Source organism: Legionella nigrisilvae, assembly GCF_977063395.2.
In genome coordinates, this window is record NZ_CDRUGZ020000038.1 from 367,725 (window position 1) to 383,465 (window position 15,741).

Here is a 15,741-nt window from a genome sequence, read left to right on the forward strand (position 1 = left end):
TAAGGTGATTGAAAAAAGGACGTACAATGATTGCTAAAACCCCTCTCCATGCCACACATCAAGCTTGTGGCGCCAAAATGGTTGATTTCCATGGCTGGGAAATGCCTTTGCATTATGGTTCTCAGCTTAATGAGCACCACTATGTTCGTAAAGATGCGGGCATGTTCGATGTATCGCATATGACTATTGTTGACATTCTTGGCGCCGGTGGCCGTCAATTCTTACGTAAACTTTTAACCAATGATGTGGATCAGCTTGAACACAACGGAAAAGCACTTTACAGTTGTATGTGTAATGAACATGGTGGAATTATTGACGATCTAATCGTCTACCAACGCGCTTCTGATAATTACAGAGTGGTTCTGAACTCGGCAACCCGACAAGATGATTTAGCTTGGATTCGCCAAAAAAGTGAAGGCTTTGCCGTTGGTTTACAGGAACGAAGAGAATTGGCAATGATTGCCGTGCAAGGACCTAACGCGATAGAAAAAACAAAAAAAATTCTTACTCCTGCGCAAATTGATGCCGTTTCTACTTTAACGAGTTTCGAATGCGTGGATGTGGAACAATGGTTTTTTGCGCGCACTGGATATACGGGAGAGGATGGATTTGAAATCATTGCCCCGCAAGAATTCATTATCCAATTATGGAATGATTTAATGCAGGCTGGTGTTCATCCTTGTGGATTAGGTGCCCGCGACACCCTTCGCTTGGAAGCAGGAATGCTTCTTTATGGGCAAGATATGGACACTACCACCAGCCCCTTAGAATCAGGACTCGGTTGGACTATTAAATGGGAACCCGCCGATCGTGATTTTATTGGGATGGGAGCTTTATTTTCCCAAAAACAAATTGGAATAAAACGAAAAATGGTGGGGCTCACTTTATTAGATAAAGGTATCATGCGTAATGGACAAAAAGTAATAATCCCAGGTTGTGCTGATGGAATTATTACTAGTGGGAGCTACTCACCTACACTGGAAAAATCTATCGCCTTGGCGAGAGTTCCAGCTGAAACAGGTGAAGAGGTAATGGTTGATATTCGCGGAAAATTAGTTCCTGCAAAAGTTGGAAAACCGCGTTTTGTAAAATCAGGAAAAGCGATTTAAAACATCGGATCCAGTTAAGTAAAAATAAAAACGTATAGTCTGAATGCAAAAAAGGATCGAGTTTTCTCGTAACTTTGTAGATTTCTAGATTTAATTTGACTTCAGTGCTATAGAATTAAATAAGGACAATGCAATGAATGAGTTGAAATTCACAAATACCCATGAATGGATAAAAGAAGATCAAAATGAAGTAACCGTGGGCATTACCGACCATGCCCAACAATTATTGGGTGATATGGTTTTTGTTGAGTTGCCTGAAATTGGTGATGAAGTAAGTGCAGGAGAAGAACTTGGTGTAGTTGAATCAGTAAAAGCTGCCTCTGATTTTTATGCACCCGTGAGTGGTATCGTTACTGCCATCAATGAAGTAGTAGTCGAAAATCCAGCTCTTGTTAATTCTGAACCCTATGCAGCGGGTTGGCTTGTCAAAATGAAGCCCAGTCATCCAGACGAAATTAATAGTTTATTGACTGCGGAACAATATCAAAATGAGATCGCTGAGGAGCATTAATTATGCCTTATATCCCACACACTCCCGAAGATAGCAAAGCCATGCTTGATTCCATTGGGGTTCGAGATACTCAAACCCTATTTGATGAAATTCCATCGTCTTTGCAATATGCAGGGTTTCAAAATATACCTGCGGGTATCAATGAAATGGATATGCTCAAAGAAGCAAACAATCTGGCTAATAAAAATAAAAATGGAATCTGTTTTATGGGCGCAGGATGCTATGAGCATCATATACCTGCAGCAGTGTGGGATATCGCTTCTCGTGGCGAGTTCTTAACCGCATACACTCCCTACCAAGCCGAAGCCAGTCAAGGTACTTTGCAGTTGTTATACGAATACCAAACCATGATCTGTGAATTAACCGGTATGGATGTATCCAATGCATCGATGTATGATGGCGCCACCGCATTAGCCGAAGCTATTTTAATGGCTGTCCGAGTGAATAAACACAGTAAAACCAGTCGTGTGTTAATCCCTGGGACAATTCACCCCTTCTATCGTGAAACCATTGAGACCATCCTGCGAAACCAGCATATTGAAGTGCTAACATTGGCCTTTGATGAAAAACAAGGGATTACCCCTCTTTCCGCATTAGAAGCATATACAGGAGAAGATATTACTGCCTTGGTTATTGCGCAACCCAACTTTTTTGGATGTTTGGAACACGTTGATGAGCTCAGCGATTGGGCCCATCATAATAATGTTATTAGTATTGCCTGCGTTAATCCTGTCTCACTTGCCTTGTTAAAGCCGCCAGGTTCATGGGGGAAACATGGTGTTGATATTAGCTGTGGTGAAGGCCAACCTCTAGGCTGTCCTATGGCATCGGGCGGTCCCTATTTTGGGTTTTTAAGCACCCGCATGGCTCATGTACGCCAAATGCCTGGTCGAATTATCGGCTGTACTTTGGATAAAGATGGAAAAAGAGGATTTACTTTAACCTTGCAAGCACGGGAACAGCATATACGTCGGGCTAAGGCCACCTCAAATATTTGTACTAACCAAGGTTTATTAGTGACCGCCGCGACAATCCATATGAGCCTTTTGGGCGCTGAAGGATTACGCCAGGTTGCAAGTCAATGCCATCAGAATACTCATGAGTTAGTAGATGCTTTAACCCAAATTGAAGGTGTAGAACAAGTTTTTTCTGCCCCTTATTTTCATGAAGCAGTACTTAAGCTCAACCAACCTGTAGAGCACGTGTTAGAACAATTAGCCCAAGCAGGTATTACTGGTGGTTATACCCCAGGAATTCATTATCCTCAACTGAAAAATACCCTTTTAGTCTGTGCTACGGAAATGCGTACTGCAGAGGAAATTGCACTTTTTGTCCGAACCTTGAAATCCATCCTGTCCCAACGAGGTGACTCATGTTTGTAATTCAGTTAACCTACTTAGTTCCTCTAAGTGAAGTAGATAAATACCTACAAGCACATCGAGAGTTTCTTGATTACTACTATAAGCAGGGTTTATTACTGGTTTCAGGTCCTATGAAACCTCGAACAGGTGGAATTATCATTGCAGCCACAAATGATCGCGCCTATCTCGAATCTATCTTCAAAGAGGATCCGTATTATTTGGCGGAAATTGCGGAGTATCAATTTATTGAATTTACCCCTGTCAATCATCGAGCTGAACTTAAAGAATTTATTCAAAAAATGGAAGGCAAATTATGTTGATTTTTGAATTATCTAAAAAAGACTGTCAGGCAACAGCGCAAGCGCCAAAAATTTCAGCCAGTAAATACGCGATTCCTGCTGAATTGCAGCGAAAAACGCCCCCCAAAATGCCGGCATGTTCCGAATTGCAAGTAGTTAGACATTTCACACGTTTGTCTCATAAAAACTTCTCGATCGATAGCAATTTTTATCCTTTGGGTTCCTGCACCATGAAATATAATCCCCGAGGGGTTCACAAAGCCGCATCCATACCCAACTTTCTCAATCGCCACCCTCTAGCGACTGAAGATAACAGCCAAGGTTTTTTAGAGCCTTTGTATCGCTTGCAAGAACATATTGCTGAAATTACAGGGATGGCTGGGGTATCTTTAACAGCAATGGCAGGCTCACAAGGAGAATTTGCTGGCGTTGCAATGATAAAAGCTTATCATCAATCTCGAGGCGATACAGCACGCGATGAAATGCTGATTCCCGATGCTGCCCATGGTACCAATCCAGCCTCTGCAGTCATGTGTGGCTTTAAGATTGTTGAAATCCCCACTGCTGCGGATGGCGACATCGATTTAGAGGAATTGAAAAGCAAGCTGGGGCCCAGAACAGCCGGCATCATGCTAACTAACCCCTCTACATTGGGTTTATTTATGCGTCAAATTAAAGAGATAGCGGCTCTTGTTCACCAAGCTGGGGGATTATTGTATTACGATGGCGCTAATCTTAATGCAATTTTAGGAAAAGTACGACCCGGTGATATGGGCTTTGATGTGATGCATTTAAACCTGCATAAAACCTTTGCAACCCCACACGGTGGGGGCGGACCTGGTGCTGGTCCAGTAGCGGTAGGTAAGCGTCTGCTTCCGTTCATACCCTTACCGATAGTGAAAAAAACCGATTCGGGATATCAATGGGCAACCCGGCAAGACTACCCACAAAGTATTGGACGCCTGTCTTGTTTTATGGGGAATGCAGGTATTTTACTGCGTGCTTATTTTTATATGAGAGTACTGGGTAAAGAAGGTTTACTTCGTGTTTCAGAATATGCGACGCTTAATGCAAATTATCTACTTAAAGAATTAACTAAAGTAGGATTTACTGCAGCCTATCCGCAGCGACGCGCCTCTCATGAATTTATTATTACTTTAAGTCCAGAAAAGAAAACATATGGCATTACTGCAATGGATTTTGCTAAAAGGATGTTGGATTATGGCGTGCATGCCCCCACAACTTATTTCCCTTTACTCATTCCCGAATGTCTTTTGATTGAACCTACGGAAACGGAGAGCAAAGAAGAATTAGATCATTTTGTGCGGGTTATGAAAAGCATTAGGGAAGAAGCAGCCACAAACCCTGAGTTGGTTAAAAATGCCCCCCATACCTTGCCCGTCAAACGGTTAGATGATGTGAAAGCAGCACGCGAGTTGGATTTAAATTATTTTGCCACTCATAAAGAAACCTAGATCCATTTTGGGATTTTGATATAAAAAATTGGCTATAGCGCATAACCCTTTATAAACCTCACTTGGACGTATAAGTACGATACGTTCGAGTGATGGATCTTCCTTTTTCAGGCTACATTTAAAACACATAGAGTACGTCTTGTGCATCAACCCTATTAGGTCTATAACTATAAAATGGAATTAATAATTTTTTTTACCCCATTATCACCTACGCTATAGAGACACGATAATAGCGTTGTATTATAAAAGAAGGAATGTATAAAGTGCTCCCCAAGAACCTTACAGTTCTGCATTTTCTTTTACGAGACATACAAGCCTGTATGGATTTACGCTACATAGAAAAAATTCTTCCTTTGCCTATGCTCGAAATCGTGCCCACCAGCCCAGACTATTTTGTTGGATTAATGAATCTTAAAAATAAATGCATACCCATTCTTGACTTGGCTATTGCTATGGGTTTAACCCGAAATGAAACCTATCCTTTGAATATACCCATTTTATTATGCTCCGATGGAACACATCAGGTGGGTTTGATTGTTGATAAAATGCTTGAATTGAGCTCCATTGATGAACAGCAAATTGAAATTCATGAAGAATTTACGAGTGATAACTCACCTTTTCTTGGCGCCGTGACTTTGGAAACAGGGGTTTCGCTGTTAATCAATATCGATTGGATTTTTGCTTTAAAACTAACCCACTTCAACCAGATGGCTACTAATCATGAGTAATATGAGCGCTAATTTATTAGATGACATAAAAAAGCTCGAACCCGCATTTATGGAATTAATCCATACCCGTTATGGACTTATAATCCAGGTAAATCAAGCCCAAGAATTAGCAAAAAACATTACTGACGCATGCATTAAATTTAATTATCGCCCCCTAGAATACTTAGAGCAATTGAAAAGTTGTGCCAGTAACTCTTCTTTACTAGCAGATTTAGTTGCAGCAATTACAGTGGGAGAAAGTTACTTCTTTAGAGACAAAAATCAAATGCAATTACTTGAGCATAAACTGCTCCCACAATTGCTAAAACGAAAAGCAGAAGAAGCTACTTTAAAAATTTGGAGTGCCGGTTGTTCTACAGGTGAAGAAATATATACCATTGCCATGTTGTTGGCTAAGCTCATAACCAATCTTGATGCATGGGATCTCTATTTAATAGGAACTGATATAAATACGGCTGCACTTCAAAAAGCCATTTCAGGAATATATGGACAATGGTCCATGCGCTCTATTCCAGAAAAATACCTACAACGATATTTTCTAAAAAATGAGCGCTCCTATGTTTTATCACCTGAGATTCGTGATTTGGTGCAATTTAAATACCTTAACTTATGTGATAAGACCTATCCATCTATAATCAATGGAATATACGAGGTTGATTTAATCTTATGCCGCAATGTGCTAATTTATTTTGATAACGAACTGGTTACAAAAATTATGAAAAAGATAAGTGCATGCATGTCTGGAAGCGCTTATCTTTTACTGGGCGCATCAGATCCTATAGTTACAATGGGGACAAATCTTGCTTTTCATTATGATGGTGCAATCTATTTTTCCCTAGAGAATAATGATGAAAGCGAACAAGGATTTTGAATGATGATCAAAGAACAAAAACATGCTTCGGAATTGATACCCAAAAATAAAGAAGCCATTAAAATACTGCAGGCCAGAGCAAGGCAACTTGCCCAACAGGAACTCGATACCCACAAAAATCAGGGTATTACTTTCGTACGCTTTAGCCTAGGTCAAAATGAACATTATGGGATCCCTTATCAATACGTTCAAGAAGTGTTACGGAATGTATGCATCGCTCCTGCCCCTTTCGTCCCTCATTTTATTACTGGGGTGATCAACTGGCGGGGGGCGCTGATTACAGTTGTAGACCTACTTAAATTTTTTCATCTAAATCATTCAATTCCAAGTACCGAACAACAGAATGAATTCATCATTGTTCTTCAGATAAATAATATAACTCTTGGCTTACTTGTTCAGCACGTCGAAGGTAGTGAACTTTATCTACCCAGTGAATTAGCTGAGCCTTTATCCTCTCCGAATGTGCCCCATCCAGAATATATTCTGGGATTACACCATGCCGCTACGGCAATCATTAATGTAGAAACGTTAATATCAAGTTTGAGTCAAGAAATTAAACTGCGCTTATATAAGATAGGAGAGGTCCATGGAAACTAATGGGAATAAACGATTTGTTATTACAGTACGCGCTCGTTTGTTAATTGGCTTTATGACCCTTAGTTTACCTGTAATTATATCCATTTTGTTTTTGATACCCAAAGTGAATAACGTCGTTTACTTGAATCAGGAAATTCGTCGTGAAAACTTACCGGAAATTCTAGATAGTCAAATTTATCAGACACAAGACCTTCTCGAGCATTGGGCGATGACGGGAGATCCTAGCTCCAAAGAACATTTGGACCGTTTGTGGAGCGAAATTAATGAAGTTAGAGACCGATGGGATCAAGTAATGCACTCCCTAGGAGATAAAAAATTACAAACTAAATGGGATAAATTGCAAGAATTATATATACCTCTTTATGATATTCAAAAATCCTTTATCAATTCCCCGAGAGATCCCAATAATTCCAATAATGTAGAAAATAGTAGGAATAAAACAAGAGAAGTCGAAAACGCAATGATCGATATTATATTAGGTTCCTATTCTTTAGAAACAGGTAAGAGAACTGGTGGCTTGTATGCATACGTATCGCAAGAAATTGAAAAAAATACAGATGAAATAAATGAAAGCTTAAATTCCTTAAAATCATCTGCTTATGCATTATTAATTCTTGCCGCTTTTTTAACTTTAACAGTGCCTTATGTCACCCAACGTTCCATAGCGAGGCCAGTGGATAATGCAATTAATATTGCTGAACGCATCGCCGCCGGGGAACGTGATATCGATATTAAAATACGAACTGCAGATAAATTAGGCAAATTGCTGTTATCGTTAAAAACAATGCAAGAGGCGATTAAGAAAAATGAAGAAATCCTTCGCAGCAAAGAAGAGGAATCTCGAGAATTATTTGAAAAATTAGTCAATTCATCGAAAAAATATCGACTACATAGCAGTAAAGTGGCTTCAGGTGATCTTAGAGAGCGTCTTGAAATAGATAAAGAGGATATATTGCAGGATTTAGGCAAAGATTTAAATTTGATGACCGATGGACTCGCATCCATCACCAAAAAAATTAGTAAAGTCAGCAATGATATAGTCACGATGGTGGGTACGGTACTTACCTCTGCAAATGAACAAGCAGAAAGTATTACTTCTCAAGCGTCTGCTATTAATGAAATCAGTGCTTCCTTGGAAGAAATAGATAAAAGCTCAAAACAAACCATGACTAAAGCACAAACACTCCGCGAAGTGGCTAAAAATACTTATGAACAAGGGAAACTGGGTAGTGAATCCGTAGAGCAAAGTATCCAGGGTATTAAAGCTTCAGAAGAAAAGATGAAGATAATAGCCCAAACCATTCTTGATTTAAGTACTCACACGCAACAAATTGGGGACATTACCTCGGTAGTTAATACGCTTGCCCAACAATCCAAAATGCTCGCCTTGAATGCATCGATCGAAGCATCCAAGGCGGGTGAAGCGGGAAAAGGATTTGCAGCAGTGGCAACAGAGGTGCGAAATCTTGCCGAACAGTCAGAGCAATCCACCGTACAGGTACAAAAAATTCTTGAGGACATTCGACGCACTACTGAACGCGCGGTTACAGTGACCGAAGAAGGAGCCAAGACTCTTGATTCAGGAATAAAACTCGTTGAAAAAGCAGGTCATATTATCCAAGCTTTAAGTAAAATGATTAATGAAGCGTCCATTTCAAGCCAACACATTGAAGTAGCCATTCGCCAAGAAGCGGTTGGAATTGAACAAATCGTTGAAAGTATGAATGAAATTAATCGAACTACTTCAACTTTTTCGAGTGGAATTAAAGAAATGATGACATTTATCCATAATTTGGATGGTATTGCCAAACATCTAAAGGAAGATATAGGTATCTATAAAGTTTAGGAGCTCCATATGACTCCAGACGATGAATTACTGGCGACATTTAGTGCAGAACTTCAATCATTACTGACGCTTATCACCGATCACTTAAAAAAAATGGAACAAAGTGAATCGAGTGATTTAAGTCCTATGATGGAAGAAATTTCCCGCGCAGGACGAAACATTAAAGTTTCTGCATTTTCTCTAGATGTCGATGATCTGGGGAAAATGGCTGAATACATTGAGAAATTGTTTGAACCGTCAAGGAACGTTTCCCTTGAATTAATTAATTTAGGATTTCGTGCTGTAGATGGAATGCGTGAAATTCTTCATGATTTTATAGAAAAACAACCGCTTTCTGAGGAGCATCATGCATTATTGTATCAGTTACAGCATGCTCTCTCCGATGAGGAAAAAATTGTAGAGTCTCAACGTTTAGAGGGACAACCTACCTCTGATTCAATTGAAAAACCAACGCCTAAAGCCTTGGATAATGAATTTATAAAAAAACTGGTTGAAACATTCAAATTAGAACTCCAGGAAAATTTAATCACTATTACTGATGGTTTATTGCAACTTGAAAAAGGAACTTTATCTGCAGAGGAATCCAAGAGTTTATTGGAAGAACTTTTTCGAATTGCTCATAACATCAAAGGTTCTTCTCGGGGTATAGGGGCTCTCGATGTTGGTGAGATTGCACATCATATCGAAACTTTATTTGCCGCAATCCAAAAAAAGAGTATAAGAATTTCTTCGAGCCTGATTAATCTTTGTCTGCAATCGATCGATTATATGAATGAAGCCATGCAATGTTTCAGTGAACAAAAACCACTATCATTCGATTTAAAAAATCATTTACTGCAACTCGAACATCATACTGAATTATCCAGTGAAGAAATGCCATTACCAGAAGCAAGGGCAGAATTTTCGACGGTTAAAAAAGCGCCTCTGCCTCAAGAGGGACAAGTAAAAACAACTGAATTTGAATCAATCCGGGTTTCGTTACAAAATTTAGATCGGGTTTCAGTTTATACCGAAGAAATTCAAGCCATTAAAATTGCCATCGAAGAATATTACAACAAATTAACGAAGATAAATTTTAAAATTGAAAATCTGGTTCAAGCATGGAAAAAAAATAAGGCTACTCTAAACATTTTTATGCAAGAGAAAGAAGAATCAGAGGAATCTTTGTTTGCTACAAGTTTTTTTGAATTATCAGAAATCCATGATTCGACGCGTTTAATGCAAAGGGAGATGCGAATCCCGGTTAGCGAATTATCCATTTTATTAAATGCACTCCAGGATGAGATTCGCACTTTGCGACTTATTCCGGTTACCACTCAATTACGTTATCTACCACGAATCGTGCGTGATTTAGCCCATGAATTGAATAAACAAGTGAATCTTGAAATAAATACTAATGATGTAAAAATTGATAAAATGATCCTCGATGGCTTAAAGGATCCGATCGTTCATCTTTTACGTAATGCAATCGACCACGGGATAGAACAAACCGAAGTCCGTAAAGCCGCCAGTAAATCACCTCAAGGAAATATTCGCATCAATGTCAACCAGGAAGACAATCAAATTGTATTCAAAATCATTGATGATGGTGCCGGCATTAAAACCGATGATGTGATTCGCATCGCGTTGCAAAAGAACATAATTACCCCATCTGAGCTTGAAAATATGAAAAAAGAAGATATTTACGAGCTCATTTTTCGACCGGGTTTTTCCACTCGAGAAATTGCAACTGATATTTCAGGCCGTGGCGTCGGTTTGGACGTCGTACGTTCTAATTTGCTTAGGCTAAAGGGCCAGGTCAGTATCGAAAGCCAACCCGGGGAAGGAACCACTTTTTTTCTGAGAGTACCCCTCACCTTATCTACGGAACGTGGATTAACGGTTGCCTGTAATGAGCAAATATTTGTAATCCTTACCAATTCTGTAGAAACAATTATGTTATTAAAAGAACATGACATTATGATTGTGGAAGGAAGTCCAAGTGTTCTTGTCAACGAACAACCAGTTTTGTTATGCTCATTGTCTAAGGTACTGCAACTTGGTGAAAACAAACAGAATAAAAAAGAACATATCTCCGTGGTGGTAATCAAAAAAAATGGGGACTGTATTGCCTTACTTGTCGACGAAATTATTGGTGAAAGGGAAATTGTACTTAAACCGTTGCAAGAACCATTAACACATATCCCTTGTGTCATCGGAGCTACTCTAACCGGCAGCAATCAAATTAATTTCGTATTAAACTCCGCGGAGATTATTAGAAAAATGCTGCTATAGTGAACTATTACCCATGATTAAAATTTTAATTGTTGATGACTCACCAACCGAAGTTGCATTAATTCAACACATCATAGAATCTGAAAAAGATATGGAAGTCATTGGGATTGCCAAAAATGGAAAAGAAGCAATTGACCTGACTACCCTATTAAAGCCCGATCTTATTACGATGGATATTCAAATGCCTATTATGGATGGGCTCGAAGCCACTCGCATTATTATGGCCCAGAATCCGACACCCATAGTAGTGATTAGCTCCCTGGTGAATGATGAGTCACTCTCTGCCACGTTCCATATCCTTGAAGCAGGTGCGTTAACTGCATTAGCCAAACCCGTTAATGTATTTTCTCCTTCTTTTGAAGAAAGCAGTCAACACATTGTTGATACCCTAAGAAGCCTCTCTGATATTCGGGTGATCAAAAAACCGCTAAAAAAATATTCACCTCTTGATGAAAGCAAAAAGCATAACCCAGAAGACACGAACAACATAAATTATGAAATTTTAGGAATAGGCGCTTCAGTGGGCGGTCCTATGGCATTAAAGGCCATTCTCTCGAAATTAGATTCTAGTTTCCCAATACCTATAATGATTGTTCAACATATGAGTCCAGGCTTTCTTCGAGGATTTGCACAATGGCTTGCAGAAAATTCACCGCTTCAAGTAAAAAATGCGGTCGATTATGAACCATTACAAAAAGCAACAGTATATGTGGCCCCCGAACACAAGCATATGGAAATTGAACGTGTTCATGAACAATTAATATGTAAACTAGTTGATGGGCCTCCTGTTTCTGGTTTTTGCCCTTCGATTACACGATTGCTGAACTCTATTGCTAAAGTTTCTGGAGATAAGGCGATTGGAATTCTATTAACTGGAATGAGTGATGATGGTGCAGAAGGTTTATTGGCATTAAAAAAAGCTCATGGACATACATTGATTCAAAACCAGGAGAGTTCCATTGTTTTTGGTATGGGAGCTGTGGCTCAGTCCTTGAATGCTGTAGATCAGGTCCTTGGCTTAGAGCAGATTGCAAGTTATTTAACCAAAATTTGTCCATCAAAACATGAGTAGCTCTTTTATGGAAAAAGAAAATCCCGTAGTCTTGGTGGTGGATGACAGTGCCACCATGCGCTTAATTACCTGCAATGCATTACTTAAAGTAGGTTTTGAAGTAATTCAAGCTGAGAATGGTGAGGCCGCATTATCCTTACTTAAAACCTCGAAGCCTGATGCTATTTTGCTGGATGTAGAAATGCCTGGTCTGAATGGTTTTGAAGTCTGTGCAGCGATTCGAAAATTACCCGATTGTCTTTTCCTTCCTATTATGATGGTCACTGGATTAGAAGACTATGAATCCATTAATAAAGCCTTTAAGGCTGGAGCTACTGATTTCACCACCAAACCAATTAATCCAACGCTATTAGGATATCGTGTCCGTTATATGGTACGGACTAATTCGTATTTTCAAGAACTACAAATTGCTGAACAAAGAGTCAAAGCCTTGAATGAAGAACTGATAAATAAGTTAGTTGAAATCCAGCAAAATGCGATTGCAGTAGCACGCTTTGTTCCTCAAGATTTTTTGAAAGTTCTAAATCGTAAAAATATTGCAGATATCAAGCTCGGCGATTGTGTTGAAAAAGTCATGACCGTTCTTTTTTTGGATATAAAATCGTTTACTACACTCGCTGAACGTTTAGCGCCTGTTGAAATTTTCACGGTTTTTAATGAACTAATGAGTTATTTAGATCCTGCTATTTTAAAAAATTCTGGCCTTATTGATAAATATATTGGTGATGCCATTATGGCATTATTTAATAGTGCCGATGACGCTGTGACCGCGGCATTGGATATGTTAGAAGCTTTAGATCGTTTTAATGCCACCCGAGTTCACGATAACCTAAAACCGATTAATGTAGGAATTGGGATAAATACCGGTAATTTGATTGTAGGCACTGTTGGTTTTGAAAAACGGATGGATTGCAGTGTCATTAGTGATGCAGTCAATATAGCTTCTCGACTTGAATCATTAACTAGAAGTTTCAATATTGAACTTCTCATTGGTGAACAAACCTATGAAGAATTAAAACAAAAAGAAAAATACAATTTACGTAGTTTAGGTTTAACCCAAGTGAAAGGCAAAAGCTTATCTATAGAAATTTATGAAGTTTTTAATCATAACTCCCCCACTGAAATGCAGTTAAAAAAGGATTCAGCTACTCTTTTTAAGGACGCTGTAACGCATTATGAAGCAAAAAAATTTGCGGATGCGGCAAATTGCTTTGAGCAAATCGTACTAAAAAATCCAAATGACTCACCAGCACAATATTATTTGCAGAAATGCAAAGAAAAAATGTAATGAGTCATTTTATCCAGGTTAAACGAGTGATGACCCTTCTTAACCGGCTTTAATTTGATCCACTACTTGTTGGTTGAGATGGGTCACAATTAGACTGACTAATTTAACTGCTTGCTCATAATCACGTTTATCAAACATTCCAGCTTGTTGATGTGCATAGCGAATAGGAACTCCGATATTGATACTAGGAACCCCTGAACCTGAACCTTGAACTTTTGAGCCATCTTGACCATAACCCATTTCTGACTCAAGTTGCACTTGAATATTATTTTTTTTTGCTAAATCTAAAATCCAGTTAAGTAGTTCTTGATGAGGAATCATGGAGCGATCATAGACAAATAAAGTAGGACCTTTACCCAAGGCTATTCGGCCTTTGCGTTTTGCAATTAAAGCAGGATAATCATCGGCAATACCTACCTCAACATTAATGGTAATATCGGGATGAGTACTTTGATATACAGTACTTGCCCCACGTAGCCCCACCTCTTCCTGTACGGTTGCTGCTGCATAGAGTTGATTAGCTTTATCCTGGTTTTTTATAGAGTCTAGAACATCGCCAATAAGCGCCAGCCCCAAGCGATCGTCAAGAGCCTTTGCTAAAAAGCGGTTTTCACTCAAAGAACTAAATTGGCTTGCAGGAGTCACTTGCAATCCTGGACGCACATTGAATTTGCTTTCAGCCTGCTCTTTTGTTTCTGCCCCGATATCAAGAAAAATAGCATTCCCCGAGGGCAACTGATTTTTCTTGGCTTCATCAATAAGATGGGTCGAGTCCATCCCTGAATAAGCTAAAATAGGCCCATTAGGCGTGGATATCATCCAACGCTGTGCAAAAATTACGGAAGTTGGAATACCGCCTAAAGGAATAACTTTGATAAAGCCATCTGGAGTAATTGATTCAATCATATATCCTACTTCATCCATATGTGCCATTAACAAGACATTAGGACCTTTCTGATTTCCTTTGTATTGGCCAATTAGATTACCCATTCCGTCTACTGTAATACTGTTCATGGATTGCTGCCATTGTTGCTTTACCGCATCCCGAACAGACTTTTCAAAACCAGATGCACCTGCCAAATCCGTTAATTTCGCTAAAGAATGATTGTCTGCAATAGCACTTGTTGCGCCAAGCAGCGTTAACCCTGCTGTGAAGAGATTTAATTTTTTCATACCAATGTCCTTATCTAAAATCGGGTGTGAGAAACGTTGAATCAATAAGCCGGTAAAATCCATCCTCTTATTCAAAGGCTTTCCCTGAATCTTCTATGCTTTGCTGAAAAACTATTCTCAGGATCCGAAAGATCCTGCCAACCACCCGTAGCCTCACGGAAAAGCCGCGTACGTAGACTCCGGATATGATTAAGAAATAGTATTTGTTCACAGGACTCAGCGGATGTTTTTTTCCGAATTATTGTGACCTTATTCTACTATAGTAAGCCTCAAATATTTAGGCTATTATTGCCCTTTTCATTGGAATAATTTTTGCCATGCACACTGCCATTGTAATTCCGGCCCGCTATGCTTCTACTCGTTTACCAGGAAAACCTCTGGCAATGATTCAAGGGCAAACGATGTTGCAACGTGTAGTCCGCTTATCACGTGCTGCTGCGGAAGGATTAGAAAATGTGTCGGTAGTTGTTGCAACAGACGATGAGCGAATTGTCCATCATTGTAAGGAATTAGGTGTTGCATCAATAATGACTCCACCAGAGGCGCCAAGTGGAACGGATCGTGTCGCCGAAGCAATACGCTCTATGGAAAGTCAACCCGATTTCATTTTAAATATGCAGGGCGATGCTCCTTTAACACCGCCAGATTTTTTACGTGCATTAATCGATGCGTTCACTACTTCTCCTTGTGACGTGATTACCCCCGTAACTCAATTAACCTGGGATCAGCTGGACAATTTGCGCCAAAATAAGTTAGCCACTCCCTTTAGTGGTACTACCGCCGTATTCGATGAACAAACAGGCCACGCTTTTTGGTTTAGCAAAAATATTATTCCTGCCATCCGCAAAGAAAAAGAATTACGTCAAAACAGTGATAAAAGTCCGATTTTTCGTCACATTGGCTTATATGGTTATTCGCGAGATATGCTCGAACGCTATATTAACTTGCCAGAAAGTAAATTTGAAAAAATGGAAGGTTTAGAGCAATTACGTATCTTGGAAAATGGCTATACAGTTCGTTGCATTCCCGTTGACTATAGAGGTCGTGCCAGTATGTCAGGCATTGATAGCCCAGAGGATATTGCTCGTGCTGAAGCATTGATTGCCCAACACGGTGAACTATTAGAGAGTATGTAAC

At 39.4% G+C, this 15,741-nt stretch carries 14 protein-coding genes; 13 read left to right on the forward strand and 1 reads right to left on the reverse strand.

Translation table 11 applies throughout. The features are described from left to right. Positions 1–26: 26 nt before the first annotated feature. From gcvT to ACWTE2_RS24020, 12 genes are all read left to right on the forward strand, one after another. Complete coding sequence (gcvT, locus tag ACWTE2_RS23965; protein WP_454784722.1) at positions 27–1,109, forward strand: glycine cleavage system aminomethyltransferase GcvT; 1,083 nt, start codon at positions 27–29, stop codon at positions 1,107–1,109. A gap of 133 nt (positions 1,110–1,242) precedes the next feature. Further along, positions 1,243–1,620: a glycine cleavage system protein GcvH gene (gene gcvH / locus ACWTE2_RS23970; protein ID WP_182391995.1), complete on the forward strand. Its 378-nt coding sequence runs from the start codon at positions 1,243–1,245 to the stop codon at positions 1,618–1,620. Positions 1,621–1,622: 2 nt separating this feature from the next. Beyond that, a complete protein-coding gene (gene gcvPA, locus ACWTE2_RS23975) occupies positions 1,623–3,002 on the forward strand; it encodes an aminomethyl-transferring glycine dehydrogenase subunit GcvPA (RefSeq protein ID WP_454784723.1) in 1,380 nt (459 codons plus the stop codon). Then, positions 2,993–3,301, forward strand: a complete 309-nt coding sequence (locus ACWTE2_RS23980; RefSeq protein WP_454784724.1) for a YciI family protein — start codon at positions 2,993–2,995, stop codon at positions 3,299–3,301. Before gcvPA ends, ACWTE2_RS23980 begins: the two co-directional genes overlap by 10 nt. Beyond that, the gene (gene gcvPB / locus ACWTE2_RS23985; RefSeq protein WP_454784725.1) at positions 3,295–4,755 is read left to right on the forward strand and encodes an aminomethyl-transferring glycine dehydrogenase subunit GcvPB; all 1,461 of its coding nucleotides are present in this window, start codon (positions 3,295–3,297) and stop codon (positions 4,753–4,755) included. Before ACWTE2_RS23980 ends, gcvPB begins: the two co-directional genes overlap by 7 nt. A gap of 254 nt (positions 4,756–5,009) precedes the next feature. Continuing rightward, positions 5,010–5,483, forward strand: a complete 474-nt coding sequence (locus tag ACWTE2_RS23990; RefSeq protein ID WP_454784726.1) for a chemotaxis protein CheW — start codon at positions 5,010–5,012, stop codon at positions 5,481–5,483. Next, on the forward strand, positions 5,476–6,354 hold the full coding sequence (locus ACWTE2_RS23995; RefSeq protein ID WP_454784727.1) for a CheR family methyltransferase: 879 nt from the start codon (positions 5,476–5,478) through the stop codon (positions 6,352–6,354). The genes ACWTE2_RS23990 and ACWTE2_RS23995 overlap by 8 nt, the downstream gene beginning before the upstream one ends. After that, positions 6,355–6,951: a chemotaxis protein CheW gene (locus ACWTE2_RS24000; RefSeq protein WP_454784728.1), complete on the forward strand. Its 597-nt coding sequence runs from the start codon at positions 6,355–6,357 to the stop codon at positions 6,949–6,951. It abuts the gene before it with no gap. Continuing rightward, positions 6,941–8,797, forward strand: coding sequence for a methyl-accepting chemotaxis protein (locus ACWTE2_RS24005; protein ID WP_454784729.1), 1,857 nt, complete (start codon positions 6,941–6,943; stop codon positions 8,795–8,797). Before ACWTE2_RS24000 ends, ACWTE2_RS24005 begins: the two co-directional genes overlap by 11 nt. A gap of 9 nt (positions 8,798–8,806) precedes the next feature. Continuing rightward, the gene (locus tag ACWTE2_RS24010) at positions 8,807–11,071 is read left to right on the forward strand and encodes a chemotaxis protein CheA (protein ID WP_454784730.1); all 2,265 of its coding nucleotides are present in this window, start codon (positions 8,807–8,809) and stop codon (positions 11,069–11,071) included. Positions 11,072–11,084: 13 nt separating this feature from the next. Then, complete coding sequence (cheB, locus tag ACWTE2_RS24015; RefSeq protein WP_454784731.1) at positions 11,085–12,143, forward strand: chemotaxis-specific protein-glutamate methyltransferase CheB; 1,059 nt, start codon at positions 11,085–11,087, stop codon at positions 12,141–12,143. Between the two features lie 7 nt (positions 12,144–12,150). After that, entirely contained in the window at positions 12,151–13,431 is a 1,281-nt protein-coding gene (locus tag ACWTE2_RS24020) for a response regulator (protein WP_454784732.1), read from the forward strand. Positions 13,432–13,470: 39 nt separating this feature from the next. Here ACWTE2_RS24020 and ACWTE2_RS24025 read toward each other — a convergent pair whose 3' ends face one another. Then, positions 13,471–14,604 carry a M42 family metallopeptidase gene (locus tag ACWTE2_RS24025; RefSeq protein WP_454784733.1) on the reverse strand — a complete coding sequence of 378 codons (1,134 nt, stop codon included), beginning with the start codon at positions 14,602–14,604 and terminating at the stop codon, positions 13,471–13,473. 317 nt (positions 14,605–14,921) lie between these two features. On the opposite strand from ACWTE2_RS24025, the gene kdsB reads away from it, so the two are divergent. Then, complete coding sequence (gene kdsB, locus ACWTE2_RS24030; RefSeq protein ID WP_182392007.1) at positions 14,922–15,740, forward strand: 3-deoxy-manno-octulosonate cytidylyltransferase; 819 nt, start codon at positions 14,922–14,924, stop codon at positions 15,738–15,740. Position 15,741: the final 1 nt, after the last annotated feature.

What these genes read in the sequence shown, in the direction of transcription:
- gcvT (WP_454784722.1), top strand. Translation starts at nt 27, where the DNA reads ATGATTGCTAAAACCCCTCTCCATGCCACACATCAAGCTTGTGGCGCC.
- gcvH (WP_182391995.1), top strand. Translation starts at nt 1,243, where the DNA reads ATGAATGAGTTGAAATTCACAAATACCCATGAATGGATAAAAGAAGAT.
- gcvPA (WP_454784723.1), top strand. Translation starts at nt 1,623, where the DNA reads ATGCCTTATATCCCACACACTCCCGAAGATAGCAAAGCCATGCTTGAT.
- ACWTE2_RS23980 (WP_454784724.1), top strand. Translation starts at nt 2,993, where the DNA reads ATGTTTGTAATTCAGTTAACCTACTTAGTTCCTCTAAGTGAAGTAGAT.
- gcvPB (WP_454784725.1), top strand. Translation starts at nt 3,295, where the DNA reads ATGTTGATTTTTGAATTATCTAAAAAAGACTGTCAGGCAACAGCGCAA.
- ACWTE2_RS23990 (WP_454784726.1), top strand. Translation starts at nt 5,010, where the DNA reads ATGTATAAAGTGCTCCCCAAGAACCTTACAGTTCTGCATTTTCTTTTA.
- ACWTE2_RS23995 (WP_454784727.1), top strand. Translation starts at nt 5,476, where the DNA reads ATGAGTAATATGAGCGCTAATTTATTAGATGACATAAAAAAGCTCGAA.
- ACWTE2_RS24000 (WP_454784728.1), top strand. Translation starts at nt 6,355, where the DNA reads ATGATGATCAAAGAACAAAAACATGCTTCGGAATTGATACCCAAAAAT.
- ACWTE2_RS24005 (WP_454784729.1), top strand. Translation starts at nt 6,941, where the DNA reads ATGGAAACTAATGGGAATAAACGATTTGTTATTACAGTACGCGCTCGT.
- ACWTE2_RS24010 (WP_454784730.1), top strand. Translation starts at nt 8,807, where the DNA reads ATGACTCCAGACGATGAATTACTGGCGACATTTAGTGCAGAACTTCAA.
- cheB (WP_454784731.1), top strand. Translation starts at nt 11,085, where the DNA reads ATGATTAAAATTTTAATTGTTGATGACTCACCAACCGAAGTTGCATTA.
- ACWTE2_RS24020 (WP_454784732.1), top strand. Translation starts at nt 12,151, where the DNA reads ATGGAAAAAGAAAATCCCGTAGTCTTGGTGGTGGATGACAGTGCCACC.
- ACWTE2_RS24025 (WP_454784733.1), bottom strand. Translation starts at nt 14,604, where the DNA reads ATGAAAAAATTAAATCTCTTCACAGCAGGGTTAACGCTGCTTGGCGCA.
- kdsB (WP_182392007.1), top strand. Translation starts at nt 14,922, where the DNA reads ATGCACACTGCCATTGTAATTCCGGCCCGCTATGCTTCTACTCGTTTA.